Annotated in this window: 20 protein-coding genes and 1 pseudogene; 12 read left to right on the forward strand and 9 right to left on the reverse strand. The window is 42.4% G+C overall.

From position 1 onward, the window contains the following. Window positions 1-1228: pseudogene (locus tag HWQ40_RS29040) on the forward strand (hypothetical protein); the annotation flags it as partial. Window positions 1229-1433: 205 nt separating this feature from the next. Here the strand turns inward: HWQ40_RS29040 and HWQ40_RS29045 are convergent. The 4 genes from HWQ40_RS29045 to HWQ40_RS29060 all read right to left on the reverse strand — a co-directional run bounded on the left by HWQ40_RS29045 (window position 1434) and on the right by HWQ40_RS29060 (window position 2676). After that, entirely contained in the window at window positions 1434-1661 is a 228-nt protein-coding gene (locus HWQ40_RS29045; protein WP_292785104.1) for an AbrB/MazE/SpoVT family DNA-binding domain-containing protein, read from the reverse strand. Between the two features lie 85 nt (window positions 1662-1746). Continuing rightward, a complete protein-coding gene (locus HWQ40_RS29050) occupies window positions 1747-2115 on the reverse strand; it encodes a DUF5615 family PIN-like protein (protein ID WP_292785106.1) in 369 nt (122 codons plus the stop codon). Further along, window positions 2112-2405: a DUF433 domain-containing protein gene (locus HWQ40_RS29055; RefSeq protein WP_292785108.1), complete on the reverse strand. Its 294-nt coding sequence runs from the start codon at window positions 2403-2405 to the stop codon at window positions 2112-2114. The genes HWQ40_RS29050 and HWQ40_RS29055 overlap by 4 nt, the downstream gene beginning before the upstream one ends. A 31-nt stretch (window positions 2406-2436) precedes the next feature. After that, a complete protein-coding gene (locus HWQ40_RS29060) occupies window positions 2437-2676 on the reverse strand; it encodes a hypothetical protein (RefSeq protein WP_292785110.1) in 240 nt (79 codons plus the stop codon). A 228-nt stretch (window positions 2677-2904) separates the two neighbouring features. Between HWQ40_RS29060 and HWQ40_RS29065 the strand changes: the two genes are divergently transcribed. From HWQ40_RS29065 to HWQ40_RS29100, 8 genes are all read left to right on the forward strand, one after another. Further along, entirely contained in the window at window positions 2905-3153 is a 249-nt protein-coding gene (locus HWQ40_RS29065) for a type II toxin-antitoxin system Phd/YefM family antitoxin (protein ID WP_292785111.1), read from the forward strand. Window positions 3154-3201: 48 nt separating this feature from the next. Beyond that, window positions 3202-3444 (forward strand): hypothetical protein, encoded by a 243-nt coding sequence (locus HWQ40_RS29070; protein WP_292785113.1) that lies wholly within the window; start codon window positions 3202-3204, stop codon window positions 3442-3444. Window positions 3445-3586: 142 nt separating this feature from the next. After that, complete coding sequence (locus tag HWQ40_RS29075; protein WP_292785115.1) at window positions 3587-3982, forward strand: hypothetical protein; 396 nt, start codon at window positions 3587-3589, stop codon at window positions 3980-3982. Window positions 3983-4153: 171 nt separating this feature from the next. Next, window positions 4154-5212 carry a BMP family protein gene (locus tag HWQ40_RS29080; protein WP_292785117.1) on the forward strand — a complete coding sequence of 353 codons (1059 nt, stop codon included), beginning with the start codon at window positions 4154-4156 and terminating at the stop codon, window positions 5210-5212. Window positions 5213-5572: 360 nt separating this feature from the next. Then, complete coding sequence (locus tag HWQ40_RS29085; protein ID WP_292785119.1) at window positions 5573-7039, forward strand: ABC transporter ATP-binding protein; 1467 nt, start codon at window positions 5573-5575, stop codon at window positions 7037-7039. Between the two features lie 103 nt (window positions 7040-7142). After that, window positions 7143-7325: a hypothetical protein gene (locus HWQ40_RS29090; RefSeq protein WP_292785121.1), complete on the forward strand. Its 183-nt coding sequence runs from the start codon at window positions 7143-7145 to the stop codon at window positions 7323-7325. A 117-nt stretch (window positions 7326-7442) separates the two neighbouring features. Further along, on the forward strand, window positions 7443-8483 hold the full coding sequence (locus tag HWQ40_RS29095) for an ABC transporter permease (protein WP_292785123.1): 1041 nt from the start codon (window positions 7443-7445) through the stop codon (window positions 8481-8483). A gap of 75 nt (window positions 8484-8558) precedes the next feature. Next, entirely contained in the window at window positions 8559-9497 is a 939-nt protein-coding gene (locus HWQ40_RS29100) for an ABC transporter permease (protein WP_292785124.1), read from the forward strand. A 160-nt stretch (window positions 9498-9657) separates the two neighbouring features. On the opposite strand, the gene HWQ40_RS29105 is transcribed toward HWQ40_RS29100, so the two are convergent. Both HWQ40_RS29105 and HWQ40_RS29110 read right to left on the reverse strand, forming a co-directional pair. Next, complete coding sequence (locus tag HWQ40_RS29105) at window positions 9658-10263, reverse strand: DUF4276 family protein (protein ID WP_292785126.1); 606 nt, start codon at window positions 10261-10263, stop codon at window positions 9658-9660. Then, window positions 10260-11414 carry an AAA family ATPase gene (locus HWQ40_RS29110; RefSeq protein ID WP_292785128.1) on the reverse strand — a complete coding sequence of 385 codons (1155 nt, stop codon included), beginning with the start codon at window positions 11412-11414 and terminating at the stop codon, window positions 10260-10262. The genes HWQ40_RS29105 and HWQ40_RS29110 overlap by 4 nt, the downstream gene beginning before the upstream one ends. Window positions 11415-11601: 187 nt before the next feature. Here HWQ40_RS29110 and HWQ40_RS29115 point away from each other — a divergent pair, with 187 nt between their 5' ends. Genes HWQ40_RS29115 through HWQ40_RS29125 form a run of 3 tightly spaced genes read left to right on the forward strand, consistent with a single transcriptional unit; the run spans window position 11602 to window position 13891 of the window. Then, entirely contained in the window at window positions 11602-12360 is a 759-nt protein-coding gene (locus HWQ40_RS29115; RefSeq protein ID WP_292785130.1) for an ATP-binding cassette domain-containing protein, read from the forward strand. Continuing rightward, window positions 12357-12989, forward strand: a complete 633-nt coding sequence (locus HWQ40_RS29120) for an ABC transporter permease (protein WP_292785132.1) — start codon at window positions 12357-12359, stop codon at window positions 12987-12989. The genes HWQ40_RS29115 and HWQ40_RS29120 overlap by 4 nt, the downstream gene beginning before the upstream one ends. Further along, window positions 12989-13891 carry a glycine betaine ABC transporter substrate-binding protein gene (locus tag HWQ40_RS29125; protein WP_292785134.1) on the forward strand — a complete coding sequence of 301 codons (903 nt, stop codon included), beginning with the start codon at window positions 12989-12991 and terminating at the stop codon, window positions 13889-13891. Before HWQ40_RS29120 ends, HWQ40_RS29125 begins: the two co-directional genes overlap by 1 nt. A gap of 241 nt (window positions 13892-14132) precedes the next feature. Here the strand turns inward: HWQ40_RS29125 and crtE are convergent, their stop codons facing one another. The 3 genes from crtE to HWQ40_RS29140 form a co-directional block, all read right to left on the reverse strand. Next, on the reverse strand, window positions 14133-15062 hold the full coding sequence (gene crtE / locus HWQ40_RS29130) for a geranylgeranyl diphosphate synthase CrtE (RefSeq protein WP_292785136.1): 930 nt from the start codon (window positions 15060-15062) through the stop codon (window positions 14133-14135). A gap of 212 nt (window positions 15063-15274) precedes the next feature. Further along, on the reverse strand, window positions 15275-16684 hold the full coding sequence (locus HWQ40_RS29135) for a family 2B encapsulin nanocompartment shell protein (RefSeq protein ID WP_292785139.1): 1410 nt from the start codon (window positions 16682-16684) through the stop codon (window positions 15275-15277). A gap of 125 nt (window positions 16685-16809) precedes the next feature. After that, the gene (locus HWQ40_RS29140; RefSeq protein WP_292785141.1) at window positions 16810-18219 is read right to left on the reverse strand and encodes a family 2B encapsulin nanocompartment shell protein; all 1410 of its coding nucleotides are present in this window, start codon (window positions 18217-18219) and stop codon (window positions 16810-16812) included. Window positions 18220-18268 lie beyond the last annotated feature (49 nt).

The raw sequence follows: 18268 nt of genomic DNA on the forward strand, positions 1-18268 counted from the left end.
ACTGCCACCAGAGTTGTTGCCAGAAGCCCTTGCTGCTGCCAGGGCAATACAGGATGAGTCTTCTCGTGCCTATGCCTTGAGTGCCTTAGCCCAGAAACTGCCACCAGAGTTGTTGCCAGAAGCCCTTGCTGCTGCCAGGGTGATTCAGGATGAGTCTTCTCGTGCCAATGCCTTGAATGCCTTAGTCCAGAAACTGCCAGATATATTGCCAGAAGCCCTTGCTGCTGCCAGGGTGATTCAGGATGAGTCTTCTCGTGCCAATGCCTTGAATGCCTTAGTCCAGAAACTGCCAGATATATTGCCAGAAGCCCTTGCTGCTGCCAGGGTGATTCAGGATGAGTCTTCTCGTGCCAATGCCTTGAATGCCTTAGTCCAGAAACTGCCAGATATATTGCCAGAAGCCCTTGCTGCTGCCAGGGTGATTCAGGATGAGTCTTCTCGTGCCAATGCCTTGAATGCCTTAGTCCAGAAACTGCCAGATATATTGCCAGAAGCCCTTGCTGCTGCCAGGGCAATACAGTCTGAGTCTTCTCGTGCCAAAGCCTTGAGTGCCTTAGCCCAGAAACTGCCACCAGAGTTGTTGCCAGAAGCCCTTGCTGCTGCCAGGGCAATACAGGATAAGTCTTCTCGTGTCTATGCCTTGAGTGCCTTAGCCCAGAAACTGCCAGATATATTGCCAGAAGCCCTTGCTGCTGCCAGGGCAATACAGTCTGAGTCTTCTCGTGCCTATGCCTTGAGTGCCTTAGCCCAGAAACTGCCAGATATATTGCCAGAAGCCCTTGCTGCTGCCAGGGCAATACAGGATGAGTCTTCTCGTGCCTATGCCTTGAGTGCCTTAGCACAGAAACTGCCACCAGAGTTGTTGCCAGAAGCCCTTGCTGCTGCCAGGGCGATTCAGGATGAGTCTTCTCGTGCCTATGCCTTGAGTGCCTTAGCCCAGAAACTGCCAGATATATTGCCAGAAGCCCTTGCTGCTGCCAGGGCAATACAGTCTGAGTCTTCTCGTGCCTATGCCTTGAGTGCCTTAGCTGACAGTTTGTCACAAATGCCATCTACCGAACTTTTCCCCCTTTGGCAAGATATACTTCATCAGCTATCCCTTCGCACTCGCCCTAATTTGCTGCAAGATATCAAAGTATTGTTTCCAGTTACCTTTGCATTAGGTGGCGAAGCAGCAACGGTAGAAATTGCCCATGCAATTGTGGATGTGGGGCGATGGTGGAAATAATTTATAATTCGTAATTCGTACCTCGGCTTCGCTCGGCAACCTAATTCGTAATTTAAGAGAGTTAGATTTAACTTGCATCTGTAGCTTGATTTTGGTCAATTGGTATAAGGGATGCAGGATCTATAGTTTTAAACGAAGTGCGATCGCCTTTTACAGCTACTCAACCCAATTCTCTAACAACAGCGCTGAATGCCAGGTATCGAATTTACAAACTCTCTCTGGTGTCTATGAGTGAGCGATCGCAATTAGTCATAAAATCATCACAGAAATTGTCTAGACTGTCGATGAGCGATCGCCAGGGGTTATCTTGGGCAATGAGAACAATAGCGTTACCAATTTTTTTGATATAGACTTCTGTGCCAGTGAGTTGAAAATCTTCGGGCAAAATAACAACTTGGTGAGTGCCATCAGTGCTGAGTTTGGCGGTGTTCATAATATGATTTTTCTTTTGTTGCAGTTGCTAATCGTTAAACTATAGCGCTTCCCACTTTTTAGCTCTAACTGAACCGTATTGGATACTATTCATCAATCCAACTACTCAAAAATTCTACCTGATTCTGCATTTCTTCTGCTGACTTAGCTGCAATTAACCTCAAAATACCGCGCATTAGTTCCCCCACTGAGTAACGTTGCTGCTGTACCAAAATCATTCCTGCATGAGATTGTTCTTTGGTCAAAAAATCAGTGTGCAAACGGTAGAAATCTCTGATATTAGAACTATATAAGACAAAACCTTGTTCAGTTGCCCACGTTAGCTGTTCTTCATCTGTATATCCCAGCCTATTCAAATTTAGACTTGTAATCACATCTACACCACGGTTTTGTAGAGCCAGAACTAGAGAACGTGCGGTAGAATCCTCATCCATATACAAGCGAATTCGGCTCATGAAAGTTTTTGAGTTTTATGCAGTTTCTCTAATCTGTCTCCCTCTGCCTCTTCTGCTGCAATGTCAGCGTCAATTTGGTCGCGGTTAGCATGATAATAAGCTAAAGCTGCATAAACCTGCGCTAAGGTCAAATGACTAATTTGATCTGCAATCTCTTCGGCGCTATAACCTTGTTTGTACCAAATTGCTATGCGCCTGACTGTCACCCCTGTACCAGAAATAATCGGACAACCGCCGTGTATTTCAGGATTATGGTTAATCAGTGTGCCAATATCAGTAATAGTTGTCAAAACTTGTTCTCCGAAATTTTTTACATTATCTCTAATTTGAGCGGTTAGCAAGATATTTATCTATAATCACGTACTCACCATCTTTATATTCAGCGCGAACTGCTTGAATTTCTGCCAGTGTTTCTGCATCGTCTTCGTACAACGCTTCTTCGGCTTCAAAAATTTGTTGCTCAATTAGCTCTTGAAGTTGACGTTTTTCTGTTAAATCAAGGGAAGATATTGCTTCTGCTAAAGTTTCTAAGGAGAGTTGTAATTTAACAATGGCTGGCATTTTTCTCCTATTGGGTGTATTTTTTCGCATTTTGACACCATTATGCTGACTTTAACAGTTATATTTTTGTCAAGCCGAAAGTCTTTGGGTTGTATTTTAGGACAAATGCATCTAAATTTCACGCTTGTGTGGTGCGGCGCAGCAATTAGATTTGCCTAAACTGCGATCGCAATCGCCCAAGCATTCGATGTTATCGTAAAGAATATTAGGAATTAATTACCAAGGCAGATGACTATTACTGTCAACATTGCCCAAGCAACTGCCAAATTTAGTGAACTTCTGAGTCAGGTATTGCTCGGTGAAGAAGTCGTGATTGCTGAACAGGGGATTCCAGTTGCACGTCTAGTCGCCTTTACGAATATCAGTTCTCCTCGCATTCCAGGCTTAGATAAAGGTAAAGTGTTTATTGCACCAGATTTCAACGAGCCTTTACCAGAAGAAATCTTGAGTGATTTTGAGAATTCTAACTTCCTCTAGTATTTGCGTCTACGCACTTCCAAACAAACTGAAGCAGCTACACAACTTATGGGAGCAGCTACACAACTTATGGGAGCAGCTACACAACTTATGGGAGCAGCTACACAACTTATGGGAGCAGCTACACAACTTATGGGAGCAGCTACACAACTTATGGGAGCAGCTACACAACTTATGGGAGCAGCTTCGCAACTTATGGGAGCAGCTTCGCAACTTATGGGAGCAACTTCGCAACTTATGGGAGCAGTCTCCCTTAAAGTTTTGATGAAGCTTAGACAATTATCTCTATAAATACCAACATTTAGTAATTAAATTCCGAAAAATTACTGCTATAACTTGAAAAATTTATTACAAAAATTGTGAGTTTTGCTGAACCCGAATGCAGTTGAATTGAGCCAAGCTAGCTCTATAAGCATTTTAAAGAGGTAGTTTTATGTCTCGTAAAAAACGCACATCTCGCATTTTAGAAAAAGCTCAGTTAAGATCCGCCGGACTGAAATCAATTGTTCCAAGCATCAAATTTGATGAAGATTATAGTCTAGAAAAATTAGTTGAATCAATCGAGCAGTTACGTAACAAAATTGATGTTTATAATACTGCTCTATCTGTAGTTGACTCTTCTAAAACTGAAATTGAAGAGATGGAAAAAAATTTGAGTCAGCTTTCTGAGAAGATGTTGATGGTGGTTGCTATTAAGTACGGCAAAGACAGCCGTGAGTATGAGATGGCGGGTGGTGTTCGCTATAGCGATCGCATCCGCAAAATCAGATCGAGCCGCTTGAAAAATGTTGCAGAACAAGCATCTGATGAAAGTGCTAAAACTGCATAAAATGCAGGATAAGGTAAGAGACGCAATGAATCGCCGTTTTTACAAAAGACTAATTATTGTAGAGACGGCGATTTATCGCGTCTTGGAGAAATCCGGGAGAAATTGTTTCCAAAGTACCACCTCCGACTTTAGAGTGTTGAAATAACTCAAATAGCTATCTGAAGGCGAGGTATGACAACAAACTTTAGTCGGCGTGAATTTATCTTGCTTGGTTCAGCAGGGTTTGGTACTAGTTTACTGCTGCAAGCTTGCAGTAATAAGCCGACGACACCAACAGCGACAACAACGGGTGGTACTGAAGGGTTTAAAATAGCGATCGCTCTCCCTGGAATGATTACCGATAAAGGCTGGAATCAATCTGGTTATGAAGGAATCAATCTAGCAAAACAAAAGCTAGGTGCAGAAACCGCCTATGTAGAAAAAGTAGCACAAGCAGATCAAACAGAAGTATTAACAGATTTTGCTCGTAAAGGCTACAATCTCATCTTCGCGCATGGTGGACAATTTGATGCCGCAATTGAACAAGTAGCTTCACAGTTCCCCAACACATTTTTTGTGGGAGTAAATGGTAATCTCAAGGGTGAGAATATTGCTTCTTTACGAATAGATCACCTACAAGCTAGTTATTTGTGTGGCATTATCGGTGCTTCTGTAACTAAATCTAATAAATTAGCTTATATTGCCGGAGAGAAGTTTCCCGCTACCGAGGGAGAACTGCGGGGATTTGAATTAGGAGCAAAGTCTGTTAAACCAAATATCCAAATTACTTCTACTTTTACGGGTGATTGGAATGATGTTGCCAAAGCCAAGGAAGCGACTCTGGCATTAATATCTTCTGGTGCTGATGTCATCTATCAATGGTTAGATAATGCCTCAGCCGCAGTCTTACAAACAGCAGGTGAAAAAGGAGTATATGCTTTTGGTAATACCAAGGATCAATTAGACGTTGCACCAAAAGCTGTGTTAACCAGCGCTGTCAAACGCTTAGATTTAGCCATCGCTTATATAGTAGAATTAGCCAAACAAAAACAAATCAAAGGACAAATATATACAATTGGGCTAGAAAGAACAGATATCTTATTTTTAGGGAAATTCGGAGCAATCATACCGGAAGCAGTAAAGCAAAAGGTATTGAATGCAAACCAAGAAATTGTTAATAAAAAAATCGTTTTTGAAGACTGTAAACAGGCTGGTAAGGATACGCGCTGCGTGAAGAAAGCAACAACATAGGTTTAGCAGACTATATCAAAAAACTTTCTTAGTGAGGACTTTAGCCCAGATTTTGATGACTAGACTCTTGCATAAATCAACAATAAAGAACCCCACTCCGCATTTGAGTAAAGCAAACGCTCCCCTCCCCTTGGTAAGGCTACGTGTACACACAAGTTGAATTACCCCCCTTAATCCCCCCTTGCAAAGGGGGGAAAAAGATATCTAGTTCCCTCCCCTTGTAAAGGGGAGGGTTAGGGTGGGGTAAAACCCTGGTTAATAAGCTATTTCAGACTTGTGTGTACACCGTAACTTGTTAAGGGGAGGGGTTGAGGGTGGGGTGTTAGGGACTTTTGCAAGAGGTATATCAGTTTTGTGAACATGAACTATTTACGCTTAAACAATATTACCAAACGCTTTGGGTCTTTTATTGCTAATGACAATATCAATCTCTCTGTTGCATCTGGAACTATTCATGCAATACTAGGCGAAAATGGTGCAGGGAAGAGTACTTTAATGAATATTATTAGTGGACTCTATCAACCTGATGCTGGTGAGATTTATCTCCAAGAACAACCAATAAAAATTACTTCACCAAATGAGGCAATTAAATTAGGCATTGGCATGATTTACCAACACTTCATGCTTATACCGAAACTTACTGTCACAGAAAATATCATTTTAGGTACAGAGAAAACTTGGCGGCTAAATTTACAATATAAACAGCAAGAAATCACCGCATTATCTCAAGCTTATGGATTAGAAATTGACCCCACTGCCAAAGTTGAAAATTTATCTGTTGGGGCACAACAACGAGTAGAAATTCTCAAAGTTCTCTACCGTCGAGCAAAGTTGTTGATTCTTGATGAACCTACAGCAGTTTTGACACCGCCAGAAGTAGAATCATTAATTGCTATCTTGCGCCAATTGGCAGCCGCAGGCAACACAATCATTTTTATCAGCCATAAATTAGAAGAGGTAATGAATCTCTGTGATTCAGTCACAGTTTTGCGCCAGGGAAAGGTAGTAGCAACAATATCAACTGAAGCGGCAACACGACAGCAGTTAGCAACATTGATGGTAGGACGGGAGGTAGCTTTACAGTTAAATAAAAGTCCGACATTACCAGGAGAAATCATCCTGTCGGTGCAAAATTTACAAGTTGCTGATGAAAGAAATATTCCGGCTGTAAATAATGTCTCTTTTGAACTGCGGGCGGGAGAAATTTTAGGAATTGCTGGTGTAGATGGCAATGGACAGCGAGAATTAGCTGATGCCATCGCTCTTGTGCGGACTATTAAGCAGGGTAAAATTGAGTTTACGCCCAAGCATTCCTCAGTGGGCTACATCCCAGAAGATAGGCAGACAATGGGATTGGTGTTGCAATTTAGCATCGCCCAAAATTTGATTTTAAAAGCTTTTAAATATCTGCCATTTTGTCGCCATTTTTTGTTACAACAAGAAGCGATCGCTAATCGTGCCCAAGCTGCAATGCAAGAGTTTGACATTCGAGCGAATGGAATTGATATCAAGGTAAGTCAGCTTTCGGGAGGAAATCAACAAAAAGTGGTGTTAGCGCGAGAACTGGCACAAACACCAGCTTTAATTATCGCCATGCAACCCACCAGGGGGTTAGATGTAGGGGCGACATTAGCTGTCCAGTCTCGAATATTAACAGAACGCGATCGCGGTGCGGCAATTTTGTATATTTCTACTGAGTTAGAAGAAGTGATGGCAATGAGCGATCGCATTGCTGTAATCTACAGAGGTGAGTTTGTGGCTATTTTGGATGCAGCCACGGCGAAGGTAGAAGATATTGGTTTGTTGATGGCTGGGGGGATACGGTGACGGGGAGAGAAAATAACACGGAGAGGAAAAATTTAATCATACAAAATTTGTATGCCGAGTCTTTATATAAATGAGATTTGGAACCAAATTATAGAGGTATTAAATGACTGAAGAAGAGATGAAAAAGTTACACTGTAAGATTGATGCTGGAGTCAAAGCAGCAATCGCAGCAGCAATAGAACGACATCGTAAGCTTGGTCAATCGATTAGTATTATGCGAGAAGGAAAGGTTGTAACTTTAACGCCTGATGAAATTACAGCGATTCAGAATCAGCAGAACAGTTAGAACAAAATTTAAAACTAAAAATGATGTTTATAAATTGTTAAATTTGATTCAGCTTTGAGGAGTTAATGAACTGCATAGGAAATCATATCTCCAAACCTAACGATCGCAAGTAATCGCATGAAATTCCTCTTACCAATCCTATCACCGCTGATTGCGATTGCCTCCGCTCTCATCGTCGGTGCTATCCTGATGCTAATTGCTGGGGCAAATCCCATCACTGCATACAGCATCCTATTTCAAGAATCTCTCTCTACCTACTTTGGATTTGGTAACACCCTCACCAAAATGACACCCTTACTGTTCGCTAGTTTAGGCGTGTTAGTAGCATTGCGGGCTGGGCAATTTAATATCGGTGGGGAAGGACAAATTTATCTCGGTGCGTTGGGAAGTACTTTAATTGGGTTATATGTGCCAGGATTACCTGCGGTGATTCATATTCCCTTAGCACTTTTGGCAGGATTTTTCTTTGGTGCAGTTTGGGGTTGGATTCCTGGTTATCTCAAAGCCATGCGCGGAGTAAATGAGGTAATTACTACATTGTTGCTCAACTATATCGCCGTGAATTTAGTTAGCTACCTCGTCCAAAATCCATTAATGGCAACAGGTGCGCCTAGTCCTTATTCGCCATTAATTGCCAAAACATCGCGTTTGCCGATTATATTACCGCAAAGCCTCGCCCATGCTGGGATTTTATTCGGTTTAATTGCCGCAGGTATTTTATGGGTATTGTTAGTGCGATCGCCACTAGGTTATCAAATTACAGCAGTGGGATTTAACCCGATTGCTGCCCGTTATGCTCATATATCTGTTGAACGTACCATTATGCTGGTGATGGCTTCTTCAGGTGGTTTAGCTGGGTTAGCTGGGAGTTGTGAGGTGATGGGGTTGAAATATCGGCTATTTGAACAAGTTTCACCAGGTTATGGATTTGATGCCATTGCGATCGCTTTTTTAAGTCGTGGTAGTGTTATCGGTGTAGTATTAACTTCTTTGTTTTTTGCAGGACTTCGCAGTGGTGCAAATGTGATGCAGCGTAGTGCAGGTGTGTCGGTAACTGTAGTTTACGCGATTCAAGGGTTTATGGTGTTGTTTATTGCTATCAGTCTCGCCGTGGAAAGAGAAATAAGAGTAAAAACGCAGAGGGGCGCGAAGGTTTAACGCAGAGGAACACGGAGAAAACTCTGCGAAACTTTGCGCTTCTCTTTGCGAACCTCTGCGTTAAAAAATAACTCTATGAATAATCTCAACTTCTTCTCTGATTACTTAATAGCTACCTTACGTCTAGCCGTCCCCTTAGCATTTGCAGCCCTTGGAGGATTATACTCGGAGCGATCGGGGGTGTTAAATATCGCCTTAGAAGGAATGTTGCTTACAGGTGCTTTTACTAGCGCTGCGGCTACTTTCTACACTGGTAATCCCTGGCTTGGTATCCTTGCATCCTTAATTGCTGGGGGATTAGTCGGACTACTCCATGCTGTTTTGTGTGTAACTTTGCGTGTCGATCAATTGGTATCTGGACTAGCAATTAATCTTGTCGCAGCTGGATTAACATCGTTTTTGGCCCGGTTAGTGTTTAGTGGCAGTAGTACACAGCAGTTACCTGGAATCGGGGCAATTATTATTCCTGGTTTAGCCAATATTCCCCTGATGGGGCCGCTACTATTTCAGTCAGATTTTTTAGTATATTTATTATTTATATTAGTTATTTTAACTACATACATTTTATTTAAAACTAGCTTTGGACTGACATTGCGGGCAGTGGGTGAATCTCCGAAAGCTGCTGACACGGCTGGAATTTCCGTATCATTTGTCCGTTATATCGCTGTGGTAATTAGTGGCTGTCTTGCAAGTTTAGGAGGTGCTTATTTAACTCTGGTACAAGTAAGATTTTTTGCCGAGGGGATGAGTGCTGGTAAAGGATTTATTGCGATCGCAGCATTAATTTTTGGCAGATGGCATCCTGTAGGTAGTGCTTTGGCTTGTTTGCTGTTTGGGGCTACAGAAGCTTTACAACTGCGAATTCAGGCATTAGGGGCAAATATCCCTTACCAATTTTTAGTAATGCTACCTTATGCGATCGCTTTATTAGCATTAGTGGGTAAGTTGGGGAAATCTACACCCCCGAAAGCTTTAGGTACTCCCTACTTTGGAGAAAATCACCACTCAGACTAATTTAACGTGAGCGGTCTTCTTTGTACCGGGAGCGGTTTAACTTTTGCCTTCTTACATTACTGATTAGATACCGAAAAATTACCGTTATAACCTGAAAATTTTATGAGACAAAATTGCGAGTTCTGCTGAACCGGAACGCCATTTAATTAAGGCAGTTCAGTCATGGAATCAAATCAATCTCACAAAGAGACAGAATAGTATTCAAAAATTCCTTTAATTCAGGACACAGATTAACTGCATCCATTAGATTATTGTTTTTTAAAATCTTGGCTGCATCACGAGTTTTACTATAACTGCGTTTTTTACCTAACTCGAATATTTCTTTAATATGATATGACGGAGATTTATTGTGATTCACCTGCTCAGGTAAGCCCCTTGGTGCTGACTTATTATGTCCAGCCAATTTTTGAATAGTTGGCCAATAAGGTAGTAGCCAAGCTTCAAAATCATACTGCGCTGCATGGGGATAAAAATTAGGGTTATTCCCCACCCACGTTTTCATTTTTGCTTTAGCATCTGCGGCATCTTGAAAATCATTGGTTCCTGTATAAACATCTGTTAGTGCAATCACAGCATTGAAAGCATCTCTCCCTGTCAGTAAATTCTCAACCTTACGCCTGAGTTTTTCTTCTTTAGGAATCCGACCATCATCAGGTATAAACTGAAGTTTAGGCATCTGTTGTTGCAAGCGTGACTTAAGGAAATCTCGTAAAATCGGCTCAAAAGCTTTTTCTGTTGCACCCTCAACTAAAATTGCTATTCTCATGGACGACCACCAATTAAGTTCATCGCCCAAATTTGATCTAAACTATAATCTTCTAGCCATTTTTCTAAATCAAAAAAGTCACCCCAATTCATAGTTGTTAAACCATCCTCAGAATCACAAACTAGAACTTCTTCAGGTTTTAAAAATCTTATTAATCTATCTGAATGGGTTGCCACAATTAGCTGAGTTTGTTGGGCAGCTTCGCGCATTAAATCAGCTAAGAGTCTTAATAATTCTGGGTGTAAACTGACTTCTGGCTCATCAATAAGAGTGACAGCAGTTAAATCTGGACTTTGCAGCAGTGTTACTAACCAAAGAAACCGCAAAGTCCCCTCAGACAACTGGTGCATATAAAGAGGCTTAGAAAAATTTTTGTCTTTCCAAGTCATTGCTAAAGTTCCTGCTGCTACTGGCGGGAACGATAAACGCTCAAAATCTGGAAATGCAGCAGCAAGGGTATCTTCAATAATTTCAAATCTTTCTGAATCAGTTTCTCGCAAATAATAAAGGCAGGAAACTAAATCTTCTCCATGAGAACCTGGTAAGGTCACTGGACGCATTGATTGTGGTAAACGAACTGGGCTTTTAGGAGCAACATTTAATGCTCCATAAAAAGTGCAAGAAGCTAATCTTTTTCGCAGATTCTCTGGCTCTTGGTACATTTTGGGAACTTGAGCAAGAGAAGTTTCTAAGGGATTATGATCCCAATTTGGGCGCAATAGCTTTTGATCTTCTGTATTAAAATATTTAACATCTAAACCACGAGAGTCAATGTGTTTAAAGGGTTCCGATGCCTGACGATCATTTTGTTGAGTAAGTGTTTCTAAAGCAATTTCATATGCTAACCCTTTAGGAGCGACTTCTAGCGAGTAGTCGAGTGGTGCATAACCGGGCACACTCATGGACAAAGAAATTGTTATACTTTTAGCCTGATCGCGCGTCATAATATCACCCAGTCCACCCAATTCGGAAATTTTGGTTCCTAGTTGAGCATTTGCTGATGCTGCTAAAAGTGAAAAAATTTCTAACAGAGAGGTTTTACCTACACCATTAGCACCAATCATCACCGTCAGGGGTCGCTCATGCATATCGACTTGTACATTATACAAGCGACGATATCCTTCAATTGTTATACTTTCAAACGAGTTCATAATATAGTTATTACCAACTGTTGTACCTATTGCTTTCTACTGTCCGTACTTTCTGATCTTTTCCCTACTGTAAAGCCTTAAGGCAATTCTTAGCAGTATCCACAAAATCTGAATAGGGCAACGCGGGCGTTAGCATAATAGCAAAATCAACAAATAATGTGATATATGTTTATATCAAAAGCTACTCATGCCGCAAAATAACCAAACCACCGTCGAATTCCGCGATGTCACTTTTAGCCGCAACCATCGCCCATTGGTGTCAAATCTCAATTTCACCATCCGCCAAGGAGAAGCACTAGTATTACTTGGGCGCAGTGGTAGCGGCAAAACGACGACAATGAAGTTAATTAATCGCCTATTTACACCTACACAAGGCGAAGTTTTATTTGATGGCATTCCCACAACTCAATGGGATGAAATTAAACTGCGGCGAAAAATTGGTTACGTCATTCAAGAAATTGGTTTATTTCCCCATTTTACAGTTGAACGCAATGTCGGTTTAGTCCCATCTTTAGAAGGTTGGCAACCGAAACAAATTAAAATGCGGGTTTATGAGTTGTTGCAATTGGTAGGCTTAGAACCAGCACAATTTGCTGGGCGTTACCCGCACGAACTTTCGGGAGGACAAAGGCAAAGAGTCGGGGTAGCGAGGGCTTTAGCAGCAGATCCGCCAGTGTTGTTGATGGATGAACCCTTTGGCGCACTCGATCCAATTACGCGCCTAGAACTTCAACAAGAGTTTCGGCATTTGCAGCAAGAGTTAGGTAAAACAGTTGTGTTTGTCACCCACGATATTCAAGAAGCCTTTGTCTTAGCATCGAGAATTGGTTTAATGTCTGGCGGAGAATTGATAGTATTGGGGACGAGAGATGAATTTATGCGATCGCAACACCCAGAAAGCCTCGCCTTTCTGCAATGTCTGCGTTCCTTACAAGATACTTTATGAAAAATTTCTTCTTGGTTAAGTATGCTCCAGAAATTCTTCAGCATACACTCGAACACCTATTTTTGGTAGGCATTGCAATTGGAATTGCCATACTTGTAGGTATTCCCTTAGGTATTTTAATTACACGTAAAACTTATCTCCGCCAACCAATTCTCGGCATAGCGAATATTTTCCAAACTATTCCTAGTTTGGCGCTGTTTGGCTTACTCATTCCTGTTCCCATAATTGGCGGAATTGGCCCAGTACCAGCAATTGTTGCCCTGATTGTATATTCTTTGCTGCCGATAATTCGTAACACTTACACAGGTATTACTAGTGTCGATCCAGCGATTCGAGAAGCTGGGAGAGGCATGGGGATGACAGATAGACAATTATTATTACAAGTTGAGATTCCCTTAGCAATGGGAGTAATTTTGGCAGGTGTGCGAGTAGCAACAGTAATTGCCATTGGTATTGCAACTATTGCCGCAGCAATTGGGGCTGGTGGTTTGGGAGTGTTTATTTTTCGCGGCATATCAGTAGTGAACGATCAGTTAATTTTAGCTGGTGCAGTTCCGGCAGCGACAATTGCATTATTGGCTGACTTCGCAATTGGCTGGATGGAGAATAAATTAAAAATTAAAAATTAATGAAAAGATTTTTCACGCTTTGCTTGTTAAGTTTTGCTTTGTTATTGTTAATCGCTGGTTGTACGCCGAATTTAAATAGTAATAACGGTGCTGATATTATTGTTGCTTCCAAAGATTTTACCGAACAAGATATTTTAGGTGAACTATTAGCAGAGCAAATCGAGGCAACAACTAATTTAAAAGTAGCTCGTCGTTTCCGTTTGGGTGGTTCTTTCATCTGTCATAGTGCTATTACTTCTGGAAAAATTGATGCGTATATTGAGTACACAGGCACATCTTTTACTGGGATTTTAAAGCAAAAAGCAGTTAATGACCCGAAAGAAGTTTATCAGAAGTTAAAACAACTTTATGCCCAGCAATTTAATTTGGAAGTGATGCCAAGCTTGGGTTTTGAAAATACTTTTGCGATGATTATCCGGGGTGAAGATGCCAAGCGTAACAATATTCAAACTCTCTCCCAAGCTTCTCAATATACACCTCAGTGGCGCGGCGGTTTTGGCTATGAATTTTTGGAAAGGGAAGATGGTTTTCCGGGATTAGCTAAAACCTACGGATTACTTTTTGCTAAACCTCCCCAAATTATGGATTTGGGTTTAGTATATCGCGCTCTGATTCAAAAACAGGTAGATATGGTGGCGGGTAGTTCCACAGATGGGCAGATTTCTCGCTTGGATGTAGTGGTACTAAAGGATGATAAAAAATATTTTCCTCCTTACGAAGCTGCGCCAATTGTTCGGCAAGAAATTTTAAAAAAATATCCTGAAGTAAGAACAGCGATCGCACAACTAGCTGGAAAAATTTCGGCAGATGAAATGCGGCAATTAAACTATTTAGTTGAGGGAGAATTACGTGATGTTAAAGATGTTGTTCAGGAGTTTCGGAAATCGAAGGGATTAAAATAGTTCGTAAGCAGGTGATTGCTCAACAGAAGCGGACTGCTGATGGCGATCGCAATTACTATGAAATGCTAGCTAGGGATTTGTAACTTTGACCAAAAATGGCTTTACAGCCTGTAATGATTATCTAGCATTCCTTTTAGCTTTTCTTAGTGCCAAAGACTCCTGTACCATATATATACTTTTACCCAAAAAATAGCCAGTTACGAACCATAGAAAGTTAAAAAACTTGGCAGAGTGAGCGCGACTAATGTGTTCTAGCTGTGATATAGTCTGCGATCGCCATTAGAGGTTGAGCCTTTTCGCCAAAGCAAACTAATTCTGCTTTCGCTGAGTCAACCAATTTTTGCGCTTTGAGTTTTGATTCCTCAATACCCCACAAACTGGGATAAGTCACTTTCTGCGCCTTTTGATCTTTGCCCGGAGTTTTACCGAGTTCCTCCTGAGTACCAGTCATATCAAGCACATCATCAATAATTTGGAAAGCTAGACCAATATTGCGAGCATAGTGAGAAAGCGGCAGCAGAATTTTATCGTCCACTCCCGCCAATAGTGCTCCTGATAAAACAGACGTTTCCAATAAAGCGCCAGTTTTGTGGGCATGAATAAAGTTGAGGGTTTCAATGTCAATATTCTGCAATCCCTCAGATTGTAAATCAACAACTTGACCGCCAACAAGACCTGTTGCTGCTACTGCATGAGCCAACTGAGCAACAACCTGCAACAACTGCTGGGCAGCAACTCCTTTGGTTTGAACCACAAGAAACTCAAAGGCGTAGGCTAAAAGTGCGTCACCAGCTAGAATAGCAATGTTTTCGCCATAAATTTTATGGTTAGTTAACTTTCCGCGTCGATAGTCATCATTATCCATTCCAGGTAAGTCGTCATGGATTAGAGAAAAGGTGTGAATCATTTCCAGCGTACAAGCAGTAGGCATCGCCATCTCGATAGTGCCTCCAGCAAGTTCACAACCGGCAAGACATAGAATCGGGCGTAAGCGCTTTCCTCCAGCTAGCAAGGAATAGCGCATAGATTCGTAGAGTATTTCTGGATAGGCTACAGTAATTGACTGTTCAAGCGCTGCTTCAACTTGCGATTGCCGTTCTGATAAATAGGCTTTAAGGTCAAAAGTAGTTCCTTTAACAGATGACCATTCAAAGATTTGAGTATTCACCATAAATATTTATCTTTAAAATTACAGTACTACACCTAATCGACAAAATCTGGCTGACAGGAACTATTAAACAACGTTGCTTTAGGAATTAATATCATGTTTGTTTGATTACTTATAATTACCGTAATCTATGCAGAAATAGGAAAACCCTCTTCCCCCTGCTCTCCAGCCTTCTATTTGTATCAACCTTAAAGTGAAATGGTATTACCCTTCCCTCAGTGCCCGATTTCTACGTCTTCAAGGATGCCGAGTGCATCGGGGATGAGAATGGCTGCACAGTAGTAGGCGCTGACAAGATAAGAAATCACAGCTTTTTCGTTGATACCCATGAATTTGACGGACAAGCTGGGCTGGTATTCATCAGGGATACCCGTTTTATGTAAACCTATCACCCCTTGGTTTTCTTCTCCGACACGGAGTACCAAAATAGAGCTAGTACCCTCCTTAGTGATCGGAATTTTGTTACAAGGAAAAATCGGATAGTTGCGCCATGCAGGTACAATCTTTCCATTGACCTCCCTGCTTGGGGAATAGATGCCACGACGGTTACACTCCCGGCCAAAAGCAGCGATCGCGCGAGGATGAGCGAGGAAAAAATGGGATTTGCGCCGCCGAGAGAGCAATTCATCAAAATCATCTGGAGTCGGTGGCCCGGTGCGGGTAAAGATGCGTTGCTTCAGATCGGCATTATGCAACAACCCGAAATCAGGATTATTCAGCATTTCGTATTCTTGCCGTTCCCGCAACCCTTCGATAGTCAGCCGTAATTGTTGCTCCGTCTGGTTCATGGGTTCATTGTAGATGTCAGCAACTCGCGTATTCACCCGTAAAATGGTTTCAGCGACGCTTAACTCATACTCCCGTGGATTCAAGTCATAATCAACAAATGTCCTGGGTAACTCAGTTTCCGGACTATGACCAGCGGTCATGATAATCTCCGCCTGATTGTGCTTATCCTGGGGTTTGCTCAACATAGCTCTAAAGCGATCAACCTGAATCTGCAACGCTTCAGATTGGTTCATTAACTCCCGAAACGCCTGTATTGGCAAAGACAAAACTATGCAACGTGTAACAGCTCTGAGGCTAACCTCCCAAGTGTCCTGAGACAGAACTATAGCTTCGCCACCAAAACAATCACCCTCAGCTAAGATATCCCGTAAAGCTTCCGCCTCATATTTTCCTGCCTTCAGCTTATTAACTTTACCATGAGCAATTAATAACACCTGGTCGGCTGGTTGACCTTCCCCTACAATGACCTCACCTGGAGCAAATTCTTGTTGGACAAAGCGGTCTGCCAAGACGTTGAGTACCTCAATATCCTCAAACCCACGCAATAAAGATAGTTCACAAAGTGCTTGGGGAATGACCCGCACCTGGCTCCCTGTATTGATAAAGCTAACCCGTCCATTGCCAACATCATAAGTCAAGCGACGGTTAACCCCATAGGCCCCACCCGTGATTTGCACCCAAGGCAACATCTGTAACAACCACCTTGGGGTGATGCCTTGCATCTGGGGCGGAGTTTTCGTGGTTTTGGCTAAATTCCGCGCCCCTTTCGTGCTTAAGCTCATCTGGGGTTGCCCGTTTTCTTGGTATAAATCTGGCCTAATCAAAGCATCTGTCATAAAATTAACGTTTCATGCGACTAAATTTACATTCCTAACAGAGAGCATCGGGGGGTAGGGGCGTTCGCTCTTAGCGTTCCCGCAGGGTACGACCCGCCCCTACTTTGAAGAGGATATCTTGCTACTTAGATACCAATTTCTACATCTTCAAGGATGCCCAGTGCATCAGGGACAAGAATGGCTGTAGAGTAGTAAGCACTAACCAGGTAGGAAATAACGGCCTTTTCGTTAATACCCATGAAGCGGACAGACAAACTAGGTTGATATTCATCAGGAATGCCAGTTTTATGCAGACCAATAACACCCTGGTTGGTTGCTCCCACACGCATTAACATGATGGAGCTAGTACGCTCTTTCGTAAGGGGAATCTTATTGCAAGGATAGATGGGAATACCACGCCAAGCCGGAATTGCACTGTTACCCATAGGAATAGGGTTGGGATAAAGTCCAAGGCGGTTGCATTCCCGACCAAACGCGGCAATAGTGCGGGGATGAGCTAAGAAAAAGCTCGGTTCTTTCCAAACAATGGAGATCAATTCATCGAGATCGTCAGGAGTTGGGGGGCCACTGCGAGTAAAGATGCGTTGTTTGAGATCGGCATTGTGTAAAAGTCCGAAGTCACGATTGTTAACCATTTCGTGTTCTTGGCGTTCCCGTAATGCTTCGATGGTGAGCCGTAATTGTTCCTCCGTCTGGTTCATGGGTTCGTTGTAGAGGTCAGCAACCCGTGTATTGATTTGCAAAATGGTTTGAGCGACGCTTAACTCATATTCCCGTGGATTGATTTCATAATCTGCAAAAGTCCCAGGTAATATTGCCTCTGCGAGGTGGCCGGAGGTAATATCGATTGAGGCTTCCCCTTCTTCGTTTTTGGGTTGGCGCAATTTTGCTCTAAATTGATCCACTTGCGCTTGCAGAGCCTCAGACTGATTAACCAGGTTTTGAAAGGCTGCTTGAGGTAGAGACAAGATCGTGCAACGGGTAATGGCACTGAGGGTGACATCCCAAGTATCTTGGGATTCGACTAAAGCGTAGTCGCCAAAATGGTCGCCATCAGCTAATACAGCCAAAACAACTTGATCGTCATACTTACCTGGGCCAATTTTATTTACCTTACCATGGGCAATCAGCAATACTTGATTAGCTTGTTGCCCTGCTCGTATAATCACATCTCCCGCAGCAAATTCTTGTTGCACAAATTGACTAGCCAAGGCGTTTAAGACCCCGACATCTTCAAATCCCCGCAACAAAGGTAACTCAGTGAGTTCTTGAGGAATGACCTGTATCTGGGCCCCTGTATTGGTAAAGCTGACCCGTTCATCCCCAACCGTATAGGTTAAGCGACGGTTGACCCGAAAGCTACCACCCACTGCTTCTACCCAAGGCAGCAATTTTAAGAGCCACCGTGAGGTAATTCCCTGCATTTGGGGTTGGGTTTTGGTGGTCGTTGCCAAATTACGCGCCGCTTCCGTCTGCAAACTCATTGGCAATTGCTCAATTTGATTTTCTATAGGAGTGTTTGCTGCATTAGTCATGATTAATCTCCATTAGTAATGTTAGTTGACAAGTTATTTGATTGACCGG

The sequence above is a fragment of the Nostoc sp. NMS9 genome (genome assembly GCF_017114995.1).
Taxonomy (GTDB): domain Bacteria; phylum Cyanobacteriota; class Cyanobacteriia; order Cyanobacteriales; family Nostocaceae; genus Nostoc.

What these genes read in the sequence shown, in the direction of transcription:
- HWQ40_RS29045 (WP_292785104.1), bottom strand. Translation starts at nt 1,661, where the DNA reads ATGAACACCGCCAAACTCAGCACTGATGGCACTCACCAAGTTGTTATT.
- HWQ40_RS29050 (WP_292785106.1), bottom strand. Translation starts at nt 2,115, where the DNA reads ATGAGCCGAATTCGCTTGTATATGGATGAGGATTCTACCGCACGTTCT.
- HWQ40_RS29060 (WP_292785110.1), bottom strand. Translation starts at nt 2,676, where the DNA reads ATGCCAGCCATTGTTAAATTACAACTCTCCTTAGAAACTTTAGCAGAA.
- HWQ40_RS29065 (WP_292785111.1), top strand. Translation starts at nt 2,905, where the DNA reads ATGACTATTACTGTCAACATTGCCCAAGCAACTGCCAAATTTAGTGAA.
- HWQ40_RS29070 (WP_292785113.1), top strand. Translation starts at nt 3,202, where the DNA reads ATGGGAGCAGCTACACAACTTATGGGAGCAGCTACACAACTTATGGGA.
- HWQ40_RS29075 (WP_292785115.1), top strand. Translation starts at nt 3,587, where the DNA reads ATGTCTCGTAAAAAACGCACATCTCGCATTTTAGAAAAAGCTCAGTTA.
- HWQ40_RS29080 (WP_292785117.1), top strand. Translation starts at nt 4,154, where the DNA reads ATGACAACAAACTTTAGTCGGCGTGAATTTATCTTGCTTGGTTCAGCA.
- HWQ40_RS29085 (WP_292785119.1), top strand. Translation starts at nt 5,573, where the DNA reads ATGAACTATTTACGCTTAAACAATATTACCAAACGCTTTGGGTCTTTT.
- HWQ40_RS29090 (WP_292785121.1), top strand. Translation starts at nt 7,143, where the DNA reads ATGACTGAAGAAGAGATGAAAAAGTTACACTGTAAGATTGATGCTGGA.
- HWQ40_RS29095 (WP_292785123.1), top strand. Translation starts at nt 7,443, where the DNA reads ATGAAATTCCTCTTACCAATCCTATCACCGCTGATTGCGATTGCCTCC.
- HWQ40_RS29100 (WP_292785124.1), top strand. Translation starts at nt 8,559, where the DNA reads ATGAATAATCTCAACTTCTTCTCTGATTACTTAATAGCTACCTTACGT.
- HWQ40_RS29105 (WP_292785126.1), bottom strand. Translation starts at nt 10,263, where the DNA reads ATGAGAATAGCAATTTTAGTTGAGGGTGCAACAGAAAAAGCTTTTGAG.
- HWQ40_RS29110 (WP_292785128.1), bottom strand. Translation starts at nt 11,414, where the DNA reads ATGAACTCGTTTGAAAGTATAACAATTGAAGGATATCGTCGCTTGTAT.
- HWQ40_RS29115 (WP_292785130.1), top strand. Translation starts at nt 11,602, where the DNA reads ATGCCGCAAAATAACCAAACCACCGTCGAATTCCGCGATGTCACTTTT.
- HWQ40_RS29120 (WP_292785132.1), top strand. Translation starts at nt 12,357, where the DNA reads ATGAAAAATTTCTTCTTGGTTAAGTATGCTCCAGAAATTCTTCAGCAT.
- HWQ40_RS29125 (WP_292785134.1), top strand. Translation starts at nt 12,989, where the DNA reads ATGAAAAGATTTTTCACGCTTTGCTTGTTAAGTTTTGCTTTGTTATTG.
- crtE (WP_292785136.1), bottom strand. Translation starts at nt 15,062, where the DNA reads ATGGTGAATACTCAAATCTTTGAATGGTCATCTGTTAAAGGAACTACT.
- HWQ40_RS29135 (WP_292785139.1), bottom strand. Translation starts at nt 16,684, where the DNA reads ATGACAGATGCTTTGATTAGGCCAGATTTATACCAAGAAAACGGGCAA.
- HWQ40_RS29140 (WP_292785141.1), bottom strand. Translation starts at nt 18,219, where the DNA reads ATGACTAATGCAGCAAACACTCCTATAGAAAATCAAATTGAGCAATTG.